Raw genomic sequence first — 23057 nt, 5'->3', positions numbered from 1 at the left:
CTGAAATCCGTCACTCAATCTGCGAAACCATGGAGGGGTTGCGCCAATGGGCATGGCTTTGCGTGTGCGAGGCACTCCTCGCACGAATCCTCGTCGTCTGCGTTGGTTGTGTCTCCAGTCGGCAACATCGGGGCGGCATCCTGAAGGTCAGACCGCGTAGGGCGGAACCATGGATGGATCCCGCGATCCTCCCTCGTCCGCGTTCGGCACGGCGAATCCTGCCCCGCAGCTGGTGCCAGGGTGAACGGTGCAGTTGGAAGAGACGGGTAGGGTGGGGACTTTTTCTGTGCCCATGCGGATCGACAACGAACGGGGACACGGTGCTTGGTGGTGTCCGTGAATGACCTATCGGCGGTGGCGCGTTCTGGCGGACGCGGAGCCCCCCTTCACAACCCGCCGTGAGCCGCCCAAAACTCCGCCGGGGTATGGATGGGATAGCGGTCGCCAAAGGTCAACAGAGCCTTGTCGCCGGTGATCAGCACGCTCGCCTGCCCCCCTTGTTGGGCGGCGATCAGGGTGCCCAGTACGGGCAGGTCGTTGGCGTCGGAGAGCTCGGGCAAGCCGGCGTCCACGGGCGCGACCAGCTCGGCCTGGATCGCGAGTGCATCGATCAGGTCGTCAATTTCATCCGCACCGAGGCAATGCCGGTGCCCCAGTTTGGGCAGTACCCGCCGCAGCTCGTCGAGGATGTACTCCGAGAGCACCACCTCCAGCGCGCCGTGCTTCCACGCGGTGATGAGTCAGCGCCCGGCGCGGGTTTCGGCGACGGCTGCGTCGATTTCGGCCAGGCCCTCGGCTTCGGGGACGGCGGCGTATGCGGTCTCGATGCGGTGGCACAAGGCGTCGAAGCGGGCCGGCATGCGTCGGATTCGCTCGAACAGGCGGGCATCGATCAGCGCGGCGACGGGTTTGCCGTCCTTTTTGATCAGGATGCTGTCGTGGCGGTACTGCACCTGGTTGAGCATTTCGCCCAGGTTCTGGCGAAAGGCGACGGCACTGATTTCGTGGATCATGGCACTTCGACCTCTACGACCGTTCTGCTTGCTATGGTGAATATGGACTGGGCTGAGAGCCGGGGCAAGGGCGGTAGGTGGGGCACGGGAGGAAAAGGGGCCAGCGCCACGAGCTGGTGCTTGCCGCAGTCACCTTGGGCGCTACACTGAAGCCACAGTCGCGTCCTGATCGATGTGGAGAGCCGACTGGCTGAGGCCAGCGGGTGACGCGGTGCAACGACCGGACTTAGGCAACGGCGTCGGCGCAGTTCACCGCGTTGTGGCCAGCATGATGGCGATGTTCGCCCAGCAGGCGCTGGACCTTGCTTACTATCCCTGAGGCGACACGCGCTCGGCCCGCATATTTTTGAAATGACCGAAGCCACGAGTTACGACACCGACTTCCACGCTTGGGCGCTGCGCAACGCTGAGCTGTTGCGCGAAGGCCGGCTTGATGAGCTGGACGTTGAGCACATTGCGGAGGAATTGGAATCCATGGGGGCGAGCGAGCGCCGCGAGCTGCTGAACCGCTTACAGGTGCTGTTGCTGCATCTGCTGAAGCACCAGTACCAGCCAGAGCGTCGCGGCAAGAGCTGGCAGCTCACCATCAACCACCAGCGTACCGCCATAGAACGCTTGCTGGAGCAGTCGCCGAGTCTTGCGCGGATGCTGGGCGCCGAGAATCTGGGAAAGGTCTACCGAAAGGCGGTTCGAGACGCTGTCATCGAGACCGATCTCGATGGTCATCTTTTTCCGGACGACTGCCCCTACAGCCTGGAGCAGCTACTCGCCGATGACTGGCTCCCCGACGACTGAGCACGCGGCTCCATACCCAGCCGAAGCCTAACTTTTCGGGTCTGGGAGTGGATGGCTGCCGGGATAGGGGCGGGAGTCTGCACGTCACCGCCGGCTGCGGCCGTCGCCCGCCAGGGTACGGCCGACGCCTCAGCGGCGCGATCCCCGAGACAGCTCTGCGAGCTTGCGCCCATCGCTCAGCGCCTGCAGATGCGCGCGCAGCGAGTCCAGCGCCTGCTCGGCGGCGGCGTTCGGGTCGTGCACGAGGTGTTGGCGCCAGCGCAGCGGATCACGCAGCTGCGCGCCGAGGCGCTGCGGTGACAGCACATCGTAGATGCGCCGCCAGTCGCCTTCGATGCGCAGCGAGAGGCGGGGGTTGATGATGTACTCGCCGCGGCGCCAGCGCAGGAAGAGCTTGCGATTGTAGGGGTCGTCGCGGTCGATCTCGTTCTTGGCCAGGATCGAGGAGATGTATTGCCGCTTCTTGCGCCGGACCGGGACGATGGACTCCGGGAACTGCGCGAGGATTTCCTCGAAGTCGGCCGCGGACAGGAGCGCGGCGCGGGTCGCATAGTTCTCGCCGAGGCGCTGGTAGAAGAGCACCATGGCGATGCAGAGCATCAGGTATTCCATCAGTCGCCGATCCAGCTTCACCAGGCGCCCGTCCACCTGGATGTCCATGCTCGGTGGGGCCAGGCGCTCGTAGACGGCGGGCAGGCGCCTGCGGGCGAAGCGCTCGTCGGCACAGGCGCGCTCCAGCGCGATCTGAAAGGCGTTGAGGCCGTTCGCGTCCACGAGATTGGTGTCGGCGTCGCGGTCCAGGAGGGCCTCGATCAGGTCGGCGTTGCCCATGCGGCTTGCGACCATCAGCGGGGTCTGGTCGAAGACGTTGCGAAAGTCCACGCCGTACTGCTCGGTCTCGCGCAGCACGCCGCCCGGGTGCTTGAGGGTGTAGGGCAGGTAGTGCTTCTTCTCCAGCGTCGCCAGGGCCTTGTCCGGCTGTTTCGCGGCCTTGACGCCGGACTGGATCAGGGCATTGAGCAGGCGCTGGTCGTAGTAGATCAGCGCGTATTCCATCAGCGCGATGCCGGCCTTCTTCTCGCCGCGCTCCAGCGCCTTCTGCTTCAGGGTCTCCAGGGCCTCGCCGCGCAGCACGGTCCAGGGCGGCGTGCGCTGCTTGAGGATCTGCTCGCGGATCTCGGCGGCCTGCTCCTCCTTGCCCTGCAGCTCCAGCCGGTGCGCCTCGTGGCGCCACTCTTCCAGGCTGGAGGTCGTCGCCTCCACGTCGTCGACGCCCTCGTGCACCTCGGTGAGGCCGAGCAGGGCCAGCAGGTGCTGCTTCGGGCGTGGCTCGATGAGGTAGAGATTGCGCACCGCGCGGGTCACGGCCACGTACAGGGCGTTGATGTAGAACTTGTAGATCTCCAGCGACTTGTCGCCCTTATCGCGGGCGCGCGCATAGCGCAGCTCGCCTTGCAGGTCCGCCTCGGTCAGGTCGGCGGCGATGTCGCGGAAGCGCTTCTCTTCGCTGGAGAGGAAGCCGTACAGCAGCACGTTCTCGTATTCCAGGCCCTTGGCCTCGTGGATGGAGAACACCAGCGGCGTGCGGAAGAACTTGCGCACCTCCGACTTCTGCTCCGGGTGCAGCACCAGGATGGCGAAGCGGGTGGAGGCGGCGGTGCGCTGGTCCAGGTCGCGCTTGACCCGTTCGCTGTCCTGCAACAGCCCGACGCGGCCCTGGGTGGGGCCGCAGCTGCGCACCAGATAGTTGCTCTCGCGGTCCACGGAGCCGAAGCGGGCGTGCTTGATATGCAGCAGCCGGTTGGCGGTCTCCGTCACCTGCGGTGAGTTGCGAAAATTGGCGTTGAGGATACGGACCAGATCCGTGGGCGTGCCGGGGCTGTCGGCCTGCTGCTGCCAGAACAGGCTCTTGACCTTGGACCAGGAGAAGAAATTCGGGTGGACGATCTGGTTGGCGTCGCCGCAGAGCAGGAAGTGCTCGGCCGCGCGCAGCGACTTCAGGATCAGCAGCAGCTGGACATTGGTGAGGTCCTGCACCTCGTCCACCACCACCCAGTCGTAGCGGGGCGTCACCCGCGACAGCCAGGCATGGCTGACCAAGTTGGCATCGAACCAGCCTTGCTCGTCGAGAAAGCGCAGGTATTTCTCGAACAGGTCGTAGACCTCGGCGCGGGTCTCCTGCGGGTAGATCGACTGCTTGACGCCGAGGGCCAGATAGGCGTCGCGGCTCAGGTATGCCTGTGCCGGGTCGGCGCCGGTGATGGCGCCCTGAAACTCCTCGAACAGCTGTTGGCTGTCCTTGAGCGCCTTCGGCAGACGCTGGCGTGCCGCCCAGCCGGCGAAGGCCCGCGCCGTGATCTCTTTGCCGTCCGGCACCTGGATGCTCTCCAGGTATTCGCGAAACGACAGGAAGTCCACGTCTTGGTCGTCGCGCTGCCAGCCGTTGGCGTAGTAGAGGTCCCGCGCGTTCTGCACCAGGAAGGGCGAGCGGGTGACATAGAGCACGTCGCCCGCGGCGTCCTTCATCTTCTCCAGCGTCAGCGCCGTCTTGCCGCTGCCGGCGGAGCCGATGATCACCAGCGGCGGCGGCTGTTGGTAGATGTGCTCCTGGTCGTCGTCGAAGGAGAGTACCTTGTCCAGCAGATGGAACCGCGGCAGGGCGGGGTTCAGGTAGGGCAGCTCCGGGGCCGCGTCGGCGGCCTCGGCGTCTGCGGCCGGGATGCGTGCCTCGTCGATGTCCACGCCCCGGGCGAGAAAGCGGGATTTCTCGTAGGCGTGGCTCGGGATGTACTCCAGCAGCAGGGCGCAACGCTCGCCCTGATGGCGATACAGCGAGAACAGCAGCCGGTTGCTGCGATCCAGACGTGCTCGGTACAGGTTGTCGCCGACCTTTTTGACGTCGGCGGAGCGGAAGTCGTCCGCCGCGAGTCGGTCCGTCAGCTTGTCGATGCCGGGGATGGCGGCGGTGTCGAGCCCGCGGTAGGTGAGGATGCGCATGGCGCTGATGTGCTGGTCAGGTCTACGGGATGGGATGGAGATGGATTCGGCTTGCGGCGGGTGTGCGCAGCCAGTGTCGAGGGATGGGCTGGACGCGCCGCGTCGCGCGATCTCGGGTGAGACGCCTGCCGCCCGCTCTGCAGCGCAGGGTCAGGCTCGCCAGTATATTGGCCCAAGTCGCGGGCTGCCGAGCCGTTTGCGCCGGTGCGGGATTCGATCGGGATCGGCACGTCTGTCCTCGGCGTCCGCGGGCATTGTCCGGTAGCATGGCAGCTATGCAGCCTGTCGCTGCACACCCGTCCATCTAACCACCCAATCCTTCCGGAGATCCACGAGCCTTGGAACTGTCAGGCAAGATCACGCAAGTCCTGCCGGAGAAGTCCGGCACCTCCGCCCGCGGCCCCTGGCGCAAGCAGGAGTACGTCCTGGAGACCACCCAAGGGGATTTCACCCGCCAAGTCTGCTTCATGCTCTGGGGCGACAAGATCGACCAGTTCAGAATCGAGCAGGGCCTGGACGTCACCGTGCACTTCGATCTGGAGAGCCGCGAGTACAACGGCCGCTGGTACACGGACGTGAAGGCCTGGCGCATCGATGCCGCCGGCGCGAGCTCGGGGCCAGCGGACGACTTTGACCAGAGCGGCGGACCGCCGCCATTCGATGAGCCGCCGTTCTGACGACCCCTGGGAGCGCCGCCTCGGGTCGGCCGGCAGCCAGCGATGTGACGGCGGGAGCGCCAATGCCCGTCGTACCCTCGACCTCGAGATGTCAGGCGGCTCGACGACATGTCCAACTCGCCACGCTTGACCATCCTCTTCGACAACGTCCCCGGGCTGCCCGGGCTCGAGAGCCTCTGGGGCTTCGCGGCGCTGATTGAGACAGGTGAGCAAACCGTCCTGTTCGACACCGGCAGCAACGGGCGCGCGCTGCTGCGCAACATGGCAGCCCTGGGCCTGGACCCGACTGCCGTGGATGTTTTGTTCCTCTCGCATCCGCATTGGGACCACATCGGCGGTCTCGACTCGGTGCTGGAGTGCAGCCCAGCGCTCACCCTGGTGCTGCACCAGGGCTTCTCCAAGCACCTGATCGCCGACCTGCGCGGGCAGTGCAAGGACCTGGTGGTGGTCGGCGCCGAGCCGCGGCAGCTCGCCCCGGGCCTGCTCAGCACCGGCATGCTGAGCGCGCGCTCAACGCAGCAGGGGCCGCCGGAGCAGGGGCTGGTGTTGGATACGACGCTGCCGGATGGGGCCCAGATCAGTGCCGTCGTCAGCGGCTGCGCTCACCCGGGGATGGAGCGGCTGGTGGAGCGGGGCACGGCGATGCTCGCACGACCCATCGACTGGGCCATCGGCGGCTTTCATCTGATGTATGCCGGCGCGTCGGAGATCGCCCATTGCGTGGGCGCCCTCCAGGCGCTGGACGTGGCCTATGTGGCGCCCACGCACTGCACCGGCGATGCCGCGCGCGCCGCGTTCCGCCAGGCCTACGGGGAGCACTGTGCCGAAGGCGGCGCTGGCCGGGAGATCCTGCTTCGGCCCCGGTTTGGCTAAGACGGCCGCCCGGACATGCCGCGGCCGAACGGACAACGGGCGGATACGCCGAGGGGGCTTTGTCGCGGCATCGATTTCACTACCGCCCGCGATGCCGGTACCGACGCACCGGCGTCGTCGCCGCTCTCAGTCGAGCGCCACCATGTCCAGCGCGCGCTGCACCTTGGCCTGGCCCCAAGTCTTGGCCGGCGACAGCGCGCCGTCGGCTTCAATCATGGTGCCCTCGCCGGCGCCCAGCCGGACCCGGCCCTTGGGGTTGCTGACCAAGACCTCGCCGCCAACCACCAGCACGCCGGTGGCGCCATCGATGGGGCCCACCCAGAAATGGGTGCCGCGCACGCCGAGGATGGCCACGGGCGTGCGGATCAGTACACGCCGGCGCTCCTCACCCCGCAGCTTGTCGCCGATGTAGAGTAGGGCGCCTTTGAGCAGATTCAGGGTGGCCTCGGTGGTGGACGTCGGCTCAGGCGAATAAACGAGCTCGTTCACTTCGAGCGCTGCGTGCTCGCCCATGGTGATGGTGGATGCGTCCGCCAGGGTGACTCGGAGCCGAGCGGCCTCGCCCGTGCGCAGCAGGTCCAGAAAATAGACAGGTGCCGCGCGCTCCAGAGTACGCGCATCACCGGCGAAGACGGCATCTGCCGGCGCCTGGACGCGGTCCACCGCGCCGACCTCGGCCCGTGCGGTCGGCTCATCCGCATGGCCGCCGATCGGCAGCCACAGGGCGATGGCGGCGGCCAGGGCTGCGGGAAGCTTCACGTTCATCGGCGGTACCTCGATGCGAGCCTGCGCCCACCTGAGCCTGCCCTCTGATCCAAAGTTGACGCTGGTCTTCGGCACGAGCGCTTTGCGATGCCGGATGGAGCTGGGTTGAAAGTGTACGAGCGCTGCCATGTTCGCAGGTATTGAGCGGCGGTTGAAGCGCCAATACGGCGAGGCTGTCGAATGATCCGGCGGCTGCGCCCGAGACTGCTGCCGCCGCTGCTGGCGACGGTGCTGCTCGCGCTCGCGGTGTATGCGCAGATCTGCTGCCCGCAGGTTTTCTCCAGCATGCGCAATCTCTTGTTCGATGCCTACATGGCGGTGTTCCCCGCGGGGGCCCGGGCACCCGTCACCGTCGTCGAGATCGACGAGCAGGCCCTGGCGGATTCCGGCCCCTGGCCCTGGCCGCAGGAGACGCTCGGTCGCTTGCTCGAGCGACTCGCGGCCGCCGGCGCCGAGACGGTGGCACTGACGCTGATCCCGGCGGAGGCCGCCGAGCCCGATGCGCCGCCACCCAGGGCCGAGCGCGACTCGGGATTCGAAATGCCCAAAGACCGGCTGGCTGTGGCGCTCGCCTTGGTGCCAAGCGTCATCGGCTATGCACTGACGGCGCATGGTGGCAGCGCTGCGCCGCCCCCGCGCGCCGCAGGGCTGGCCATGGTCGGCGCGGCGGCTCCGCGGCTGCACAGCCACTTGGGCGGGACACTGCTACCACCCGCAGAGAGTGTCCGCGCCGCCCAAGGGCTAGGCGCGTTGAATGTCCTGCCCGATCGCGACGGGCGCCTGCGGCGCGTGCCCCTGGTGGTGCAATGGGGTGAGGAGCTTTATCCGTCGCTGGTCGCCGAGGTGCTGCGGGTGGCCACTGGCGCCGGCTCCTATGTGGTGCGTATCGCAGCCGACGCCGCCACGGATGTGCCGCTATCCATTCGGATTGGCCCCCGCACAGTGCCCCTGAACGGCAACGGCGAGATCTGGCTCCATTATGCCCCGCGCTCGTCCTTACCCGTGCTCGGTGCCGCTGAGGTACTGGACGGCGAGGTACCGGCGCCGCTGGTGGCGGAGCGCATCGTGCTGATCGGTGTCTCCGCGCCCGGCATCGGCAGCGCGGTGACATCGACCTTGGGGGAAAGCCTGAGCGCGGCGGTGATCCACGCCCAGGCGCTGAGCCAGCTGCTGACCGGCGCACACCCGCTGCGCCCGCGCTGGGCCGTCGGCGCCGAGGCGCTGGCGGGTGCGCTCGGGTCGCTGCTGCTCATCCTGCTGTCCTTTCGCCTCCGCGGCGCCTGGCTGGTGGTCACGGGGCTGTTGCTGGTGGCGGCGGTGCTCGCCGGCGGCTTCTGGCTGTTCCGCACGCACCTGCTGCTGTTCGATGCGCTGACGCCCGGCATCACCATCGTCGCCGTCTTCACCGCGCTGTCGCTCGCCGGCTATGCGATCACCGAGCGCGAGCGGCGCTTCGTGGAGCGCGCCTTCTCGAGCTTCGTCTCGCCCAACTTGGTGCGCCACCTGATGCGCCACCCCGAGCAGCTGCGCCTGCGCGGCGAACGCCGCGAGTGCAGCTTCGTCATGACCGATCTGGCGGGCTTCACGCCGCTGGTGGAGCGCGCGGCGCCGGAGGCGCTGGTGGATCTGCTGAACCGGTATCTGGACGGGCTCATCCGCATTGCCTTCGAGCATGATGGGACCCTGGAGCGCATCGTCGGCGATGCCGTGTCGGTGCACTTCTCGGCCCCCGTGGTCCAGCCCGACCACGCGCGGCGGGCGCTGGACTGCGCGCTGGCCATCGACCGCTTCGCCGCGGACTTTGCCGAGCGCATGCGCCGTGAGGGCGTGCCTTTCGGCGACACCCGCATCGGCGTGCACACCGGTGAGGTCATCGTCGGCAACTTCGGCGGTCGCAGCCAGCTCGACTACCGTGCCTTTGGCGACCCCATCAACACCACCGCCCGGCTCGAGTCCTCAAACCGGCACTTCGGCACGCGCGTCGCCGTCAGCGGGGATACAGCCGCGCAGTGTCCGCAGACGTCGCTGCGGCCCATCGGCGCCCTGATACTGAAGGGCAAGCGCAACCCCATCCAGACCTACACGCCGCTCACGCAGACCGAGATCGACAGCGGGCTCGCGATGGCCTATGACCACGCCTATCACCTGGCCGAGCAGCGAAGTCCGCAGGCCCTCGCCGCCTTCGAGGCGTGTGCGGCGCGCTTTCCGGAAGACGGGCTGGTGCGCTTGCATCTGCAGCGCCTGCGCGCCGGTGGGAGCGGTGTCGAGATCCGGCTGGAGCAGTGAGTCGGCCGTACCTTAGTGCATAAGTCGACCGAACCGACATGGTGGCCATCGCTGTCTCCTATCTCTGGTGCGCGAGCAGTATGGTATGTCGCGATGGTACGCTAGTCAGGATTCTGCGATTGGATAGGCGGCCCGGCCCGGCTATCCCAGTTGCGATGGGTGCGGGGCTCAGTGCGCTCCGTCGCCCGATCCTGACCCCGCGCCCGACCCCGATCTCGACCCCGATCCCGACCCCGATCCCGACAGGGCGCAGGCGGGCCGCGCCGCTTGCTCGTGCAGCGTGCCGAGCTCCGCGAGGACCTGCGGGTCGAGGACGCGCTGCGCCGTCTCGAACAGCGTCGCCTCCTCGAAGCGGATGTGCGCGGTCAATGCCTCTGCGAACCGCTCCGTGACCTGCTCGGCCCCGCCGCCGATCAGCTCGCGCAGCTCGGCGTGCTCGGCCAGTGTGCGCTCGACCAGTGCGTCTTCGCCGACGGCGCGCAGAGCCGGCAGCAGCCCCTGTTCTTCGAGCCGGAAGTGCGGCTCCAGCTCGTCGGCGAAGCGCGCCTGCGCCTCGGCCCAGGCGGCGTCCCGCCGAGCCGCGTCGGCAGCCGCCAGCTCGCGCGTGCGCTTGGCCAGCACCAGGCCGGTGTGATGGTCCCGCGAGAGCCGGCGCAGGCTCGGATCGCGTCGCATGGGAGACTCCTATTGGGGTTTCGGGACAATTTGTAAGCGTCCGACAGGCTGGCGGTTCTGGTCAACCGACCTCGGGCCCAGCGAGTCCGCGCACGGAGCGCGGAGCGCCTGGATGTGGCGAAAGGCGCGCACAACCGGCACGTATGAGCGCGACACCGTCGCTGGAGAGTGGGTCGAGGTCATCTGGTCCTGCATCAATTCGCGCCGAGCCATCCTTGCCTATACTGCCGGCAACCGCGCCATCGTGCCTGCAACCGCCGCCGCCGACCCGGCCCGCCGCCATGGGACACCTCCTCAGCGCCAAGTCCGACCTGGTGCCGCTCATCGACCGCTTGAACCAACATCCCGTCGGCCTGGTCGACAACGCCAAGCTGCGCGAGATCCTGTCACTGCTGTTCGATGCGCGCGAGGCCTATGTCGCCGCCTGCTTCCCGCTGATGGAGGCGACGCTGGCGGAGCTGGCCGAGGCCACCGGCATCGCGGCGCCGGAGCTGGACGGCATCCTGGAATCCATGGCCAACAAGGGCCTGGTAATGGATCTGCCCTATGCCGGCGAGATCTACTACATGCTGATGCCGGGGCTCATCGGCTTCTTCGAGTTCACCTTCATGCGCCGGCGCACGGACCTGCCGGTACAGCGGGTTGCGGAGCTGATGACCGAGTACCTGCACGAGCGCGACGGCCAGGCCAAAGAGTTCTTCGGCAGCAGGACACCCATCGCCCGGGCCGTCGTCGACGAAGAGCAGATCCCGGTCAGCTCCCGCATCACCCCCTTTGAAGACGCGCGGGAGATCATCCGCCGCGCGAGCTTCCGCGCCGTCACGATGTGCTACTGCCGGCACAAGAAGGAGCACCTGGGCCAGTCCTGCAAGAAGGGCGCGCCGGTGGACGGCATCTGCATGGTGCTGGGGGAGGGCGCCCGCTTCCTGGTGCGCCGGGGTCTCGCCGAGGAGAAGTCCATCGACGAGATGCTCGACACCCTGAACCACGCCCGCGCCCTGGGCCTCACGCACGTCACCGACAACGTCCGCGAGCAGCCGTCCTTTCTCTGTAACTGCTGCCGCTGCTGCTGCGAGCTCATGGCCGGCGTGCAGAATGGCTATCCGGACGGGCTCGGTAAGACGCCCTTTATTGCGCAGGTCGACCCGGAGCGCTGCGACTACTGCGGCGAATGCCTACGCGCCTGCAACGCGAAGTGCATTGGCCTTGGCAGCAGTGCGCGTGGCGGCGAGAGGCTACCGACGCCCGCGCCGGCAGCAGGCGCACCGCAGCGCAGCCGCCGCGAGCCCGGCGAACGCTGGGCGGCGGTGGATGCCGACGTCTGCCTGGGCTGCGGAGTCTGCATCCCCACTTGCGACCAAGGCGCGATTCGGCTCAGGCCCCGAGATGGCTATCGCAAGCCGCCGGGGCAGCCGGTGTCGCTCTACGCCCGGATGCTCTGGGAGAAGGGCCGGCTCTGGCCCTATGTCGGCGCGGCCATCAAGCGCCACCTGCGGCTGCCGCTGCTTTGGCGGAGCTGAGACTCCGCCCCCGCGCTGCGCCGATTGCCCTCATGCAGCGCGACACCGCCCGGTAGGCCGAGCGTCTGTACGCCACCGGGAGACCGTCGGGTCGCGCGTCTGCGAGGCCGCCGCCGACGTGTCGTCGTCCGGGGGCGGCCGTGCCCATTAGCCCGGGCCGTGGAGGTCAGTCTTGCCCGGAGGCGTCATCGCCGGTCACCAGATCGGCGGTCTCTTCGCCGACATCCTGAGCCGTCTCGCTGATGACCTCGCCGGCTTCTGCGGCCGTGTCGGTGATGACGGTGCCTGCCTCTTGCGCAGCCTGCCCAGTCGCTTCCAGGGCCGCAGCTCCGGCTTCTTGGGCGGTTTCCGTCACTGCGGCACCGGCCTCCTGCGCGGCTTCGGCTGCCAAGGCCCCGGCCTCCCGCGCGGCGTCTTGGGCGGCCTCGCCGAGCTCGTCGGCTGCGGCATCAACCACTGGCTCCGCCGCCTGTGCGGCTTCCTTGGCCGCTGCGCCCATGGCCTCGGCGGTCTCTTCCACTGTGGTCATGGTCTCCTCGAGCATCTCATCACTCATTGCAGCGCCTGTGGTGGCGGGGGCCGACGCTGACGCGGAGACCGCGCCCCCAAAGGTTTCGCCCATGAAGCCAAAGGGCTGCTCGAGGTCGTCGCCCGACGCCTCAGCGTCTGCTGGCGCCTCCGCTGCCGCCGAAGCTTCCGCCTTCTGACTCGCTGGCGAGGCGGCGGGTGTCCCCATGCTCGGGCCTCTGTCGGTATCTGCGCCACCTCTCGCCTGTGCTTGTTGAGCACTGGCGCCTGCCGGCGCGGTCTCCCGCTCTTGCACGGCTGCATAGGCCGCCATCAGCAGGACGACCGCCAGGATTGCCAATAGGATGTTGTTGGGCTTCATCGTTACCTCCGCTTTCTGACAGCGCGTCCCTGCGCCGGCGTGGGGACAGTGTCAGCCGAGACTACTGGCTCTGGCTCATCTCCGGCTGCTTCCCGGACTCGTTGCCTTTGTTCTGGCTCGACTGATCGCCTGTGCTCACCACATCCTTGATTTCGAATGCGGCGAATTCGGATCGGGTGATGGCCTTGTTGCCATAGCTGTCGATTTTGCCGAAGCGCTCGGATAGACGCTCATGGTCCTGAGCCTCCTCGCGACTGATCAAATCGTCACCGTTATCGTCGAGCTTCTCGAACAGCGCTCCCTGCTGCTGCGACAGATTGATGATGTCGCGGTTGGGCTCGTATTTGTCGATGTCGTAATCGGTCTGCTCACTCGCACGCTGCTCGCCTGCACCCTCCGGGAGCCAATAGGCGACGACGATGCTGCTGACCGTCGGGTGGCCCATGTCGGGCATACCCGCGGCGCCGAAGGCTGGGGCCTGCTGCATCTGTCCGGGGGTCACGTCGAAGATCAGTGGATGCTCGGGCGCCGCCGGATAGGCGAAATGGCCCGCCGGCACGGCGACCAAGTCGCCCGCCTTGCGCTCCGCGAGCAGCTCGCTCTGCATTACCACGTAGCGCACGCGGCCGGCGTCGTCCATCACCAATTCCTCGACGGTACCGAGCTCTTCGCCCTTGGCGTTCTGCACGGACTTGCCGAGCCATGTGCTGAGCTTGTAGCGGTCTAGTAGCTGCTTGGTCACTGGTTTGTCGGCCCCGGCGGACTGCTCGGCCGGGTCGGAACCGGCCTGTTGCTGCGCTTGCTGCGCCTGGCCTTGTTGGCCGCCGGCACCCGACTGCGCAGCCCCCGACTGGGCCGCCATGGCTGCGGCGCCGGAGAACAGGCAGGCGCTTGCGACGGCTGCGGCGGCGAGGGTCGGCACACAGGTCAGTCCAGGGACGTGAGAACGCGTCGTATCGAAGGTCATAGATGTGCTCCTTAAGGGTTGCTTGCACAAAGACGACCGCCTCGTGCGGTCTGCACTCCCCTCGGCTGCTGCAAAGGTGAGGCCAGGGCAGGCGCGGTCGTTGGGAAACGCCCATTCATCGGCGTTGCTCGTGCTAAGCAGGCCCACGCTATTGTCAGCGACCTAAGTTGCTGACAATGCAGGAGCCAGGAAGCCGCCCCTTGACGGCATCAGGCCAGGCTGCGTGTGATTTTTGGCGGGGACGGCCAGTGAATCGGCGTCTCCTTAGGACGGGACTCTTGGGGCCGGCGGCGGGTCGGACTGCGCGTTATGCCCCTGCGATGGGGGAATTCACCCGCCGGCGAAGGGTCCGGCCGCTATAAAAACGGCAGTCGGCGCTCATGCTGAGGGGACGTGCATGGGTACCCGGCTCGCGCGCCGGGAATCGCGTCGGCGACGAGAGTGGGCGCCAGCGAGAGATGACAAGCATTGGGGGCGAAGGCGCGCGCAGTGCGGGCGAGTGAAGCGCGAGAGCCGTGCTCGGGTGCGATCAGCTTGGACCGCGCACATGAACACGGTGGAGCGGATTTCAGCCCAGATTGTGCAGGGCTGATTTCAAGGCAGGCATTAGGCGGAAGTGGCGGAGAGGGTGGGATTCGAACCCACGGTACGCTCGCGCGTACACCTGATTTCGAGTCAGGCCCGTTCGGCCGCTCCGGCACCTCTCCAAAGGCTCGCCTGGCTCAGGCGTGTTGCCGGCAGGGTTCGGATGCGCAATCGCTATTGCTGCCGACAGTCCGTTCCCGGGCCGGCGCTGTGATGTCGGCCCACGACTGGGTGGCCCTATCCGCAGCTGGCACGGCTTGGAACGAAGCCCGACAGTATAGCGCCTAGGCGACGCGCTGCATATCCGTATCGCCGTCCGCCGGCTGCACGGCGGTGCCGATGCCGCTGTGCCGCAGCAGGGCGTCGACCTTGGGCTCGCGGCCCCGGAAGGCGGTGAAGAGGTCCATGGCATCGGCAGAGCCGCCGCGCTCGAGGATGAGCTCGCGAAAGGCGCGGCCGGTGTCCGGGTCGAAGACCCCGCGCTCTTCGAACAGCGAGAAGGCGTCCGCCGAGAGCACCTCGGCCCACTTGTAGCTGAAGTAGCCCGCCGCATAGCCGCCGGCGAAGATGTGCGAGAAGCCATGGGCGAAGCGGTTCCAGGCCGGCGGCTTGAGCACGGCCACTTGGTCGCGGACTTCGTCCAGGACCTCGTAGATGCGCGCGCCCCGGCTCGGGTCGTACTCCAGGTGCAGGCGGAAGTCGAACAGCGAGAGCTCCAGCTGGCGGACCATCTGCATGGCTGACTGGAAATGCTTGGCGTCCAGCATGCGCTGGAAGAGGCCGTCGGGGATGGGCTCGCCGGTTTCGTGGTGGCGGGCGAAGAGGTCCAGGGACTCCCGCTCCCAGCACCAGTTCTCGAGGAATTGGCTCGGCAGCTCTACGGCGTCCCAGGGGACGCCGTGGATGCCGGCCACGGGCGGGTAGTCCACCCGCGTGAGCATGTGATGCAGCCCGTGGCCGAGCTCGTGGAAGAGGGTCTCCACCTCGCGGTGGCTCAGCAGAGTCGGATGACCCGCCACCGGGGGCGTGAAGTTGCACACCAAATAGGCCACCGGCAGCTGCGTGCGCCCACCCATGATCATCCGGCTCACGGCGCCGTTCATCCAGGCGCCGCCCTGCTTCTTCTGGCGCGCGAAGGGATCCAGGTAGCACTCGGCGCCGGGGGTGCCGTCTGTGTCTTGGATGACATAGCGGCGCACATCCGGGTGCCAGGTAGCGCCTGCCTCGGCCTGCTCGATGCGTACGTCGAAGAGCTTCTCGGCGACACGGAACATGCCGCTGATGACGCCTTCCAGCGGGAAGTAGGGCTTGAGCGCTTCGTCGCTGATGTCGAAGCGTGCAACGCGAAGCTTCTCACCGTAGTACATCAGGTCCCAGGGGGCGAGGTCTTCCAAACCGTCGGTGTCGCGGGCGAAGTCCCGCAGCTCCTGGAGCTCGGCGCGGGCCTGGGGCAGGGCGTGGGCTGCCAGGTCGTTCAGGAAGCCCATGACCTCGTCGGTGTCGCGGGCCATCTTCGGTGCCAGCGACAGCTCGGCATAGCTGTCGAAGCCCAGGAGCTGCGCCTGTTCGTGGCGCAATGCCAGAATCTCTTCCATGACGGGCGTGTTGTCCCACTGGCCGGCCTGCGGGCCCTGGTCTGAGGCGCGGGTGCTGAAGGCCTCGTAGACTTCGCGGCGCAGGCCGCGGTCCTGCGCATGCTTCATGACGGGCTCGAAAGAAGGGAAATCCAAGGTCAGCACCCAGCCGTCCAGGCTGCGGGACTCGGCTTCGTGCCTGGCGAGTGCCTTGCCCGCCGCCGGCACGCCGGCGAGGGCGGCCTCGTCGGTGATTTGCTTGTGCCAGCCGTTGGTGGCGTCCAGCACATTCTCGGCAAACTGATTGGTAAGCTGGCTCAGGCGCTGGCTGATTTCGCGAAAGCGGGCCTTTTTCTCCTCCGGGAGGTCGACGCCGGCTAGGTGCAGGTCGCGCAGGATGTCGGCGAGCATCTTGCGCTGGGCATCGCTCAGGCCCGGCTGCTCGGCGACGCGTTGGTAGCCGCGGTAGAGATCCGTGTTCTGGCCGACCTCGCTTGCGTAGTCCGAGAGCTTCGGCAGGCAGTCGTTATAGGCGGCGCGCAGCTCATCGGAGCTCATCACCGAGCTCAGGTGGCTCACCGGCGACCAGGCCCGCGACAGGCGGTCGTCTTCGAGCTCGATGCGCTCGACGAAGCTCTCCCAGGTGGCGGTATCCGCGGCTGCGCCCAGCTCGGCCACCAGTGCGCGGCCGTCGGCGAGTAGCCGGTCGATGGCGGGCTCGATGTGCTCGGGCTGGATGCGCTGGAAATCGGGGAGGATGCGGTCTTCGAGGAGCGGGTTGGTCATTGCTGGCGGTTTCCGTTGGGCTCGTGATATGGGTGCCGTTGCACGCGGCCGGCTCTGCCTCGAAAACTCGGTCCCTGTGGCTGGGTTTCAATGGCAGGTGCCAGCGCCGCGACGGCAGCCCTCGGCAGGCGCTCAGTCAGGCATGAAGCCGGCGTTCTCGACGCGCGGCACACGGCCGCTTTCAAGGGTGCGCACCTGATCCCGCTTCGGCCTCGGCTCGAAGGCGAGGGGAGTGCACAGGTAGTGGCGCCACAGCTCGTAGTGCAGCTGGTCCGTGCCGGTTTTGTTGACGCGGACCCAGGCGCGCTGCTCGCCCGCGGGTGTGAAGCGGCCGTCGGCGCCGTAGGCATAGGTCGTCCACTGGCCCTGCGGCGTGCAGCGCAGCCCTTCGAAGCTGACATTGCGTGCGCCGCCGGGGGACTCGGTGACTACCGTGTAGCGCACCACGCCGTCGCTGCCGGTGCGCAAGCTGCGGGTGTCGATGGCATGGGTGAGCGGCTGGTCCGGGCCGTCGAGCTTGACTTCGACCAGGTCGCTTTCACGCGGCCAGGCGGGAAGACTGTAGTCGTCTTCGCTCCACTTCTGCCCGGGCGTGACGCTGCTCGGCGTCGGGGGCTCCGGGTCGGGCTTGAAGGGGGTGTCGCTGTAGCCCCCGAGCCCGCCTTGGCAGGCGGCTAGCAGGCTCGCTGCCGCAAGCAGCAGGGCGACCCGGAGGCCATCGAAGACGCGGTCGGTGGACCGCAGGGGTTTGGAGCGCATTGCGGTAGGCCGAAGCAGGTGTGGGGTTCGGGCCCGGATGATAGCAAAGGGCTGCTGGCAGACTTGATGCTGCGCTGGCGCGCACGTCTGCGTGTTAGCATTTGGTGTTTGCATGATGCCGCACGTGGTGGGGGGCCAGATGAACAACGTCCGCAGCTACCAGGGATTGGAGCCGCGCATTGCACCAGACGCCTATGTGGACGAGACCGCCGTGGTCCTCGGTGACGTGGAGGTGGGTGCCCAGGCGTCGATTTGGCCCATGGCAGTGGTACGCGGCGACATTCACCGTATTCACATCGGCGCGGGCAGCAACATCCAAGATGGCAGCGTCCTGCACGTTTCCCATGACAGCCGCTTCCTGCCGGGGGGCGCGCCGACCATCGTGCACGAGCGCGTCACCGTCGGTCATCAGGCCATGCTGCATGGCTGCGAGATTCATGACCACTGTCTGGTGGGCATTGGTGCGCGAGTGCTGGACCGCGCTGTCCTGCGCCCGCGGGTGATGTTGGCCGCCGGTGCCCTGGTGCCGCCCGGCAAGAAGCTCGACGGCGGGTGGCTCTATGTGGGAGCGCCGGCCAAGCGCGCGCGGGCCCTGACCGACCTGGAGCTGGAGTATCTAGACTATGCAGCGGTGCACTACATGGAGCTGGCGGTGCGCCACCGCGCCACCGCCGGGTGATGCGCCGCGAGCCACGGCCAACCGACCGTTGCCCGGATGCGGATGCGCTTGGTTAACTTTTTAGGGGCGCGATGGGCACTGCTGCTGCCGGGGCTGGTGGTGGTGGTGCTGGCCGGCGTGCTGGTCTGGCTGTTGTGGGCCTGGCAGCCAGGGCACCCAGGCGACGGCGCGCACCGCCAGCTCGAGCTCGCCGCTGCGCCTGCCGGCGGCGACTTCAGGCTGCAATCCGTGGACGGGCCCGTGGCGCTGTCCGACTTCCGCGAGAAAGTCGTGCTGCTGTACTTCGGCTACACCGCCTGCCCGGACATTTGCCCGACGAATCTCGCCATCATCGGCTATGCCCTGAAGCAGCTCACCCCGGCCGAGCGCCAGCAGGTCCAGGTATTGTTTGTCAGCGTCGACCCCGCGCGCGATGATTTGGAGCGCCTCGCCGAGTATGCCGCCTACTTCGATCCGGGGATTCTCGGCATTACCGGCTCGCCGGCGGCTGTGGCGGACGCCGCGGCACGTTATGGTGCCGCATACCGTCGCACGGCGGCCTCCGACTCCGCCATGGGCTACCTGGTGGACCACTCGGCGTTTACCTATGTGATCGATCAGGGCGGGAGCTTGGTGGACACGCTCCCCCATGCGACGCCGGCGGAGGCGATCGTCGCACAGCTGCGCGAGCTGCTGCGGGTGTCGTCCTGACGCAGACGCGACGTGCTGCGAGCGCTTGCGATCAGGAACTTTCGCAGGGTGCGCTCGTCCATATCCGCAGCCTCTGGGTGGCCCATGCCATTGACCCATATCGCTATGTGCTGATATACATGAAAGGCTTAGCTGATGGGTCCGTTGCGGCGCACAGCCGACCGCAGGGCAAAGAACATTCAACGACCATCGACTTGGAAGGTGCCATGAAGATTTCGCTGAGCTCAACACTCGCCGCCGCTGCATTGCTCGCCGCCGGGACCGCGCTCGCGTCGCCCGCGGCGGAATCGGGGAAAAGTTTCGGCCTCGACGGTGATCCGGAGAAGGGTAAGGAGAAAGCGAACCAGGTCTGCCAGGCGTGCCATGGCATGGATGGCAACGGCATTCCGGGCCAGCCCGTTTGGCCCAAGCTCGCCGGCCAGCATCCGCAGTACATCTACAAGCAGCTCATGAATTTCAAGAACAATGAGCGCTACAACGTGCAGATGTCACCGATGGCGATGCCGCTGACCGAGGACGACGTGAAGAATCTGGCTGCCTACTATGCGACCTTGGAGCAATCGGGGGGTACTGCCGAAGCCGCACTGGTCAAGAAGGGCGAGTCGATCTACCGCGCCGGCAACCCCGAGTCCGGCGTCCCCGCCTGCACCGGCTGCCATGGTCCGGCCGGTCTGGGCAGTAACCTTGCCAAGTTCCCGCGTATCGCAGGGCAGCACTCCGAGTACGTCGCGCAAACCCTTCAGCACTTTCGCTCCCATGAGCGCGCGAACGACCCCAACCAAATGATGCGGGGCGTCGCCGGCAAGATGACCGACGAGGAGATCGAGGCCGTCGCCGCGTACATCGAGGGCTTGAGCCGCTGACGCCGCTGTTGCGCGCCGAGCCGCGCTCGTGCGGCTCGGCGCGGGCTCTCCGTAGGCAGCGGTTAGGGAAACACCGATTCAGTGGCGTTTCCCTGGCGCCGAGATTGTCGCTGGTCAGCTGCCGCGCCGCGCTCGCCGTCGCCATGCTCGCGCGGCGGCCGGGCTCAGCAGTCAATCCTGGATGTAGAAGAAGACCCAGGGGCCCGCTCCCAGGGCATCCAGCGCCTTGACCAGGGCGGGCAGGGGCGTGCCTTCGCCCGGAAAAACCTCCTCGATCAGAACGAGGCTCCGAGCGGCTCCGCCGTGGCGGCCCCAGCGCCAACGCAGGGCGGGGGAGGTTGTCTCACAGGCGTCGCAGCGCAACGGCTGGACTGCGTTACAGGATGCAGGGTCACAGGATGCTGGCGCAACATCCCCCGCGGCAGCCACCGGCAGCCGCGCGCGCCAACTCCGCAGCGGTGCGCTACAGGCGGGGCAGCGCGGCGGGCGTGTGTTGCGGCCCCAGAGCAGGCGCGGCGCTTCGCTCGAGGGCGGTATCCGAAGCCACGGCCCAACAGCGGCTGCTGGCCCCTCGCCATCAAACTGCACCGCACAGCCGGTAAAGCCGATGAGCGCGCCCAGCGCTGGGCCGGCGGCGAAAGCGCTGGCCGCCGCATCGCCGCGCTGAGCCCCGAGTAAATCGAGCCGGTGCAGGGCGGCGATGATGGTCGCCTGATCGACGGCTTGCAGCGGATCAGCAGGCGCAAGCACCAGCCGGCCCGTGTGTAGGGAAGTGGTCCGGGGTATTATCTGCATCTCACAAGGGCGTTACTGGCGTTACACTTGACGGCCGGCAGGCACCAGTGCCCGGGGCGTGCGTCCTGCGCGTGCGCATCGGGCGAGCGCGCGCCAGAACTGCTCGCCGACGCAGCCACCCACAGGACAAGGCATGCCACTGCGCTACTTTTTGGCAACCGGGCTCGTCACATTGGCCGTCGCTGCCGTGACGGTGCCTGCCGGCGCAGGCTCGTTCGAGAGTGTCATCAAGGGTAACAGTGCACGCGAGCTCTCGCGGTGGGGGCGGCGGTTCGAGCATGGCGAGGGTGTGGCGCGCGACATCGATCACGCCATCCGACTCTACTGCAAGGCAGCGGCTCGGGGCGACGCCGCCGCGCACTATCATCTCGGCTGGATCTATGCGGTGGGTCGCGCCGGCGAGCGCGATGACGCCTTGGCCGCGGCCTGGTTCCATCGCGCGGCGCAGCAGAATGATGCCCACGCCGAGCGGATGCTGGCGCGGCTTGGCTACACCGGCGAGCCGCACCAGGACGCGGTCTGTCTGCTCTCCGACGGCGGGCGCGCCAATGGCGAGGGTGCCGTTGTGAGACCGATGCAGGCCGGGGCGGGCGGTGGCGGTACCCGCGAGGTCGCGATCACCCGCGAGCATCCGGCTCAAGGGCGCGTGGCGACCCTGGTACGGCGTCTGGCGCCGGACTACCGGCTGAGCCCGAATCTGGTGCTGGCGGTGATCGAGGTGGAATCCGACTTCAATCCCCGAGCCCGCTCGCCCAAGAATGCGCAGGGGTTGATGCAGTTGATTCCGGAGACGGCGGAGCGTTTCGGCGTGCGCGACGTGTGGGACCCGGAGCAGAACATCCGCGGTGGCATGGCCTACCTACGCTGGCTGACCCGTTACTTCGATGGCGACCTGAAATTGGTGCTCGCCGCCTACAACGCCGGCGAAGGGGCCGTGGAGCGATACGGCGGCATCCCGCCCTATGCCGAGACGCAGGATTATGTGCGGCGTATCATCGAGCGCTTGAACTGATCCGCTGTCTGGCACATCAACGGCGGCGCACGTGACGCCGCCGAGCTTTAAGCCTATGTCTTTCCTCAATAGCCCGACATTGATGGGCCCGAAATGGATGGGGCTGTGGCGATCGCGCTGTCGCTGCTGGTGGGCCCTGCTGCTGGCGGGCGCGCTCGGCGCCCCGGCGCTGTGGGCAGTGACGGATGCGCCGGCACCGCCCGAGCAGCGCGCCGTGCCCGAGAGCATGAATGCGCACTACCTCGATGCCGACGTGCAGCACTGGCGAAGCATCTTCGAGAGCAGCGGCCGGGAGGTCTTCGACCGCCGCTTTCAAGTGGTGGCCGCACTGGATCTGCGCCCCGGTATGCATGTGGCGGACGTGGGCGCCGGGACCGGCCTCTACACTATGCTCTTCGCCCGGGCCGTGGGCGAGTCCGGCGTCGTTTATGCGGTGGACATCTCGCCGAGCTTCGTCGCCTCCATCGAGAAGCGCGCCCGCGACTACCATGCGGGCAACATCGTCGGCATCGTCAACACCGAGCGCAGCACGGAGCTGCCACCCGGCAGCGTCGATTTGGTGTTTCTGGCGGACACCTATCACCATTTCGCGTTTCCACGCAGCATGCTCAATTCCATTCACGCGGCGCTCAAGCCGGGCGGTGTGTTGGCTATCCTGGATTTCCGACGTCAGCCCGGTTTCAGCAGCCCTTGGGTCATGGGCCATGTGCGGGCGGGGCGCGAGCAGGTGGTCCAGGAAGTGCAGGGCGCGGGCTTCGAGTATCTGGACGAGCCGCTGCAACTGCGCACCAACTATTTCCTGCGCTTCCGCAAGCTCGGCGACTAGGGAGGCGGCCATGACACCCGAGTTCTGGCATCAGCGCTGGCAGCGCGGGGAAATCGGCTGGCACAGCGAAGAGCTCAACCGTCATCTCACCGAGCATTGGTCCAAGCTCCACATCGGCGCCGAGGCTCGGGTGCTGGTGCCTCTGTGCGGCAAGGCTCTGGATATGCTGTGGCTCGCCGGTCAGGGCCACCGCGTGCTCGGTGTCGAGCTGAGCCCGATCGCCGCCGAGGCCTTTTTCCGCGACAACGGCCTGACGCCGCAAGTGACGGATCTGAGCCCCGCGCCCTTCCTGCGCTTCGCGGTGGACGAGCTGGTGCTCCTGGTGGGAGATTTCTTCGACCTGACGCCGCAGCTGGCGCAGGCGAGTCTCGACAGCAGGGGCGGCGGTGATGGCGGCGCGATTCATGCCGTCTACGACCGTGCCGCCCTGATTGCATTGCCGCCGCAGTCGCGCCCGGCCTATGCGGCACACCTGAGCAAGCTCTTGTGTGCAGCAGGCTCCCACCAGGAGCCCGCCGAGTCCCTGTTGGTCTCCCTCGACTATGACCAGTCGCAAATGCAGGGGCCGCCTTTCGCAGTGGGCGACGCGGAGGTGCGCGCGTTGTTTGCAGAAGCCTTCGCTATCGAGCCCTTGGCGTCCTTCGACGCATTGGCGGAAAATCCACGCTTTCGCGAGCGCGGTCTCGATCAGCTCACCGAGCACGTGTATCGCCTGGAGCTGCGGGATATTGCAGGGGCGCTCGCCGATCGCCGCTGACGAGGCCCTGACGCCTGTGGAGCGAGCGAAGCACCGGTTTGAGCGGTGCTTCCCTGTCAGACTGGGTGTAATGCTGCCATGTCGGACCCGGTAGGGCTCGGTGGCACAGGCGTCCATGGGAAGGGCGCGTTCGCTGCGCCCGCTCCGGGACGGACTGGGCCGGCATGCTTGTTCAACGCAATCGGTGTATGCCTATGCAAACCAAAGCGCCCAGCCCGTTTACCCCCAGCTCCTTTCCCCACAGCCCCTCTCCCACCAGCCCCTCTCCCCACGG

At 67.4% G+C, this 23057-nt stretch carries 20 protein-coding genes and 1 tRNA gene; 11 read left to right on the top strand and 10 right to left on the bottom strand.

From position 1 onward, the window contains the following. Positions 1-386 precede the first annotated feature (386 nt). Both CKO31_RS10040 and CKO31_RS10035 read right to left on the bottom strand, forming a co-directional pair. Positions 387-737 (bottom strand): PIN domain-containing protein, encoded by a 351-nt coding sequence (locus tag CKO31_RS10040; protein WP_322789122.1) that lies wholly within the window; start codon positions 735-737, stop codon positions 387-389. A gap of 3 nt (positions 738-740) precedes the next feature. Beyond that, positions 741-1013, bottom strand: a complete 273-nt coding sequence (locus tag CKO31_RS10035) for a type II toxin-antitoxin system Phd/YefM family antitoxin (RefSeq protein ID WP_200236584.1) — start codon at positions 1011-1013, stop codon at positions 741-743. A 351-nt stretch (positions 1014-1364) separates the two neighbouring features. Between CKO31_RS10035 and CKO31_RS10030 the strand changes: the two genes are divergently transcribed. Further along, positions 1365-1808: a DUF29 domain-containing protein gene (locus tag CKO31_RS10030; RefSeq protein ID WP_200236582.1), complete on the top strand. Its 444-nt coding sequence runs from the start codon at positions 1365-1367 to the stop codon at positions 1806-1808. 129 nt (positions 1809-1937) lie between these two features. Here CKO31_RS10030 and CKO31_RS10025 read toward each other — a convergent pair whose 3' ends face one another. After that, positions 1938-4805, bottom strand: coding sequence for a UvrD-helicase domain-containing protein (locus CKO31_RS10025; RefSeq protein ID WP_200236580.1), 2868 nt, complete (start codon positions 4803-4805; stop codon positions 1938-1940). A gap of 338 nt (positions 4806-5143) precedes the next feature. Between CKO31_RS10025 and CKO31_RS10020 the strand changes: the two genes are divergently transcribed. Further along, complete coding sequence (locus tag CKO31_RS10020) at positions 5144-5482, top strand: DUF3127 domain-containing protein (RefSeq protein ID WP_200236577.1); 339 nt, start codon at positions 5144-5146, stop codon at positions 5480-5482. Positions 5483-5590: 108 nt separating this feature from the next. Beyond that, a complete protein-coding gene (locus CKO31_RS10015) occupies positions 5591-6355 on the top strand; it encodes an MBL fold metallo-hydrolase (protein WP_200236574.1) in 765 nt (254 codons plus the stop codon). 126 nt (positions 6356-6481) lie between these two features. Here CKO31_RS10015 and CKO31_RS10010 read toward each other — a convergent pair whose 3' ends face one another. Beyond that, positions 6482-7120 carry a FecR family protein gene (locus CKO31_RS10010; RefSeq protein ID WP_200236571.1) on the bottom strand — a complete coding sequence of 213 codons (639 nt, stop codon included), beginning with the start codon at positions 7118-7120 and terminating at the stop codon, positions 6482-6484. A 180-nt stretch (positions 7121-7300) separates the two neighbouring features. Between CKO31_RS10010 and CKO31_RS10005 the strand changes: the two genes are divergently transcribed. After that, positions 7301-9406: a CHASE2 domain-containing protein gene (locus CKO31_RS10005; protein ID WP_200236569.1), complete on the top strand. Its 2106-nt coding sequence runs from the start codon at positions 7301-7303 to the stop codon at positions 9404-9406. A 168-nt stretch (positions 9407-9574) separates the two neighbouring features. On the opposite strand, the gene CKO31_RS10000 is transcribed toward CKO31_RS10005, so the two are convergent. Then, a complete protein-coding gene (locus CKO31_RS10000) occupies positions 9575-10081 on the bottom strand; it encodes a hemerythrin domain-containing protein (protein WP_200236566.1) in 507 nt (168 codons plus the stop codon). A 281-nt stretch (positions 10082-10362) separates the two neighbouring features. On the opposite strand from CKO31_RS10000, the gene CKO31_RS09995 reads away from it, so the two are divergent. After that, positions 10363-11601 (top strand): ATP-binding protein, encoded by a 1239-nt coding sequence (locus CKO31_RS09995; protein ID WP_200236564.1) that lies wholly within the window; start codon positions 10363-10365, stop codon positions 11599-11601. A 166-nt stretch (positions 11602-11767) separates the two neighbouring features. Here CKO31_RS09995 and CKO31_RS09990 read toward each other — a convergent pair whose 3' ends face one another. From CKO31_RS09990 to CKO31_RS09970, 5 genes are all read right to left on the bottom strand, one after another. Then, positions 11768-12157: a hypothetical protein gene (locus CKO31_RS09990; RefSeq protein WP_200236561.1), complete on the bottom strand. Its 390-nt coding sequence runs from the start codon at positions 12155-12157 to the stop codon at positions 11768-11770. Between the two features lie 394 nt (positions 12158-12551). Continuing rightward, positions 12552-13457, bottom strand: coding sequence for a PRC-barrel domain-containing protein (locus CKO31_RS09985; protein WP_200236558.1), 906 nt, complete (start codon positions 13455-13457; stop codon positions 12552-12554). Between the two features lie 617 nt (positions 13458-14074). After that, positions 14075-14164, bottom strand: a tRNA-Ser gene (locus CKO31_RS09980). 162 nt (positions 14165-14326) lie between these two features. Then, positions 14327-16402 (bottom strand): M3 family metallopeptidase, encoded by a 2076-nt coding sequence (locus tag CKO31_RS09975; protein ID WP_200236556.1) that lies wholly within the window; start codon positions 16400-16402, stop codon positions 14327-14329. Positions 16403-16534: 132 nt separating this feature from the next. Next, on the bottom strand, positions 16535-17161 hold the full coding sequence (locus CKO31_RS09970; protein WP_200236553.1) for a CNP1-like family protein: 627 nt from the start codon (positions 17159-17161) through the stop codon (positions 16535-16537). A gap of 139 nt (positions 17162-17300) precedes the next feature. Between CKO31_RS09970 and CKO31_RS09965 the strand changes: the two genes are divergently transcribed. The 6 genes from CKO31_RS09965 (at position 17301) to CKO31_RS09940 (ending at position 22783) form a co-directional block, all read left to right on the top strand. Further along, a complete protein-coding gene (locus CKO31_RS09965) occupies positions 17301-17840 on the top strand; it encodes a gamma carbonic anhydrase family protein (protein WP_200236550.1) in 540 nt (179 codons plus the stop codon). Positions 17841-17888: 48 nt separating this feature from the next. Then, on the top strand, positions 17889-18530 hold the full coding sequence (locus tag CKO31_RS09960) for an SCO family protein (protein ID WP_242475276.1): 642 nt from the start codon (positions 17889-17891) through the stop codon (positions 18528-18530). 206 nt (positions 18531-18736) lie between these two features. Beyond that, on the top strand, positions 18737-19393 hold the full coding sequence (locus tag CKO31_RS09955; RefSeq protein WP_200236544.1) for a c-type cytochrome: 657 nt from the start codon (positions 18737-18739) through the stop codon (positions 19391-19393). Positions 19394-20321: 928 nt separating this feature from the next. Beyond that, the gene (locus CKO31_RS09950) at positions 20322-21200 is read left to right on the top strand and encodes a transglycosylase SLT domain-containing protein (protein ID WP_200236542.1); all 879 of its coding nucleotides are present in this window, start codon (positions 20322-20324) and stop codon (positions 21198-21200) included. Between the two features lie 55 nt (positions 21201-21255). Further along, on the top strand, positions 21256-22026 hold the full coding sequence (locus tag CKO31_RS09945) for a class I SAM-dependent methyltransferase (RefSeq protein WP_242475275.1): 771 nt from the start codon (positions 21256-21258) through the stop codon (positions 22024-22026). 10 nt (positions 22027-22036) lie between these two features. After that, on the top strand, positions 22037-22783 hold the full coding sequence (locus CKO31_RS09940; RefSeq protein WP_200236539.1) for a thiopurine S-methyltransferase: 747 nt from the start codon (positions 22037-22039) through the stop codon (positions 22781-22783). The last annotated feature ends 274 nt before the right edge of the window (positions 22784-23057 follow it).

Source organism: Thiohalocapsa halophila (genome assembly GCF_016583825.1).
GTDB classification, from domain to species: Bacteria; Pseudomonadota; Gammaproteobacteria; order Chromatiales; family Chromatiaceae; genus Thiohalocapsa; species Thiohalocapsa halophila.
The sequence above is the reverse complement of the archived record's forward strand: the minus strand, read 5'-3'. Positions and strand labels throughout refer to the sequence as shown.

Excerpts from the sequence above, each read along its gene's own strand:
- CKO31_RS10005 (WP_200236569.1), top strand. The coding sequence starts at position 7,301 with ATGATCCGGCGGCTGCGCCCGAGACTGCTGCCGCCGCTGCTGGCGACG.
- CKO31_RS10000 (WP_200236566.1), bottom strand. The coding sequence starts at position 10,081 with ATGCGACGCGATCCGAGCCTGCGCCGGCTCTCGCGGGACCATCACACC.
- CKO31_RS09970 (WP_200236553.1), bottom strand. The coding sequence starts at position 17,161 with ATGCGCTCCAAACCCCTGCGGTCCACCGACCGCGTCTTCGATGGCCTC.
- CKO31_RS09945 (WP_242475275.1), top strand. The coding sequence starts at position 21,256 with ATGTCTTTCCTCAATAGCCCGACATTGATGGGCCCGAAATGGATGGGG.
- CKO31_RS09940 (WP_200236539.1), top strand. The coding sequence starts at position 22,037 with ATGACACCCGAGTTCTGGCATCAGCGCTGGCAGCGCGGGGAAATCGGC.
- CKO31_RS09965 (WP_200236550.1), top strand. The coding sequence starts at position 17,301 with ATGAACAACGTCCGCAGCTACCAGGGATTGGAGCCGCGCATTGCACCA.
- CKO31_RS09955 (WP_200236544.1), top strand. The coding sequence starts at position 18,737 with ATGAAGATTTCGCTGAGCTCAACACTCGCCGCCGCTGCATTGCTCGCC.
- CKO31_RS10015 (WP_200236574.1), top strand. The coding sequence starts at position 5,591 with ATGTCCAACTCGCCACGCTTGACCATCCTCTTCGACAACGTCCCCGGG.
- CKO31_RS09990 (WP_200236561.1), bottom strand. The coding sequence starts at position 12,157 with ATGAGTGATGAGATGCTCGAGGAGACCATGACCACAGTGGAAGAGACC.
- CKO31_RS10010 (WP_200236571.1), bottom strand. The coding sequence starts at position 7,120 with ATGAACGTGAAGCTTCCCGCAGCCCTGGCCGCCGCCATCGCCCTGTGG.
- CKO31_RS09975 (WP_200236556.1), bottom strand. The coding sequence starts at position 16,402 with ATGACCAACCCGCTCCTCGAAGACCGCATCCTCCCCGATTTCCAGCGC.
- CKO31_RS09985 (WP_200236558.1), bottom strand. The coding sequence starts at position 13,457 with ATGACCTTCGATACGACGCGTTCTCACGTCCCTGGACTGACCTGTGTG.
- CKO31_RS10025 (WP_200236580.1), bottom strand. The coding sequence starts at position 4,805 with ATGCGCATCCTCACCTACCGCGGGCTCGACACCGCCGCCATCCCCGGC.
- CKO31_RS09995 (WP_200236564.1), top strand. The coding sequence starts at position 10,363 with ATGGGACACCTCCTCAGCGCCAAGTCCGACCTGGTGCCGCTCATCGAC.
- CKO31_RS10030 (WP_200236582.1), top strand. The coding sequence starts at position 1,365 with ATGACCGAAGCCACGAGTTACGACACCGACTTCCACGCTTGGGCGCTG.
- CKO31_RS10035 (WP_200236584.1), bottom strand. The coding sequence starts at position 1,013 with ATGATCCACGAAATCAGTGCCGTCGCCTTTCGCCAGAACCTGGGCGAA.
- CKO31_RS09950 (WP_200236542.1), top strand. The coding sequence starts at position 20,322 with ATGCCACTGCGCTACTTTTTGGCAACCGGGCTCGTCACATTGGCCGTC.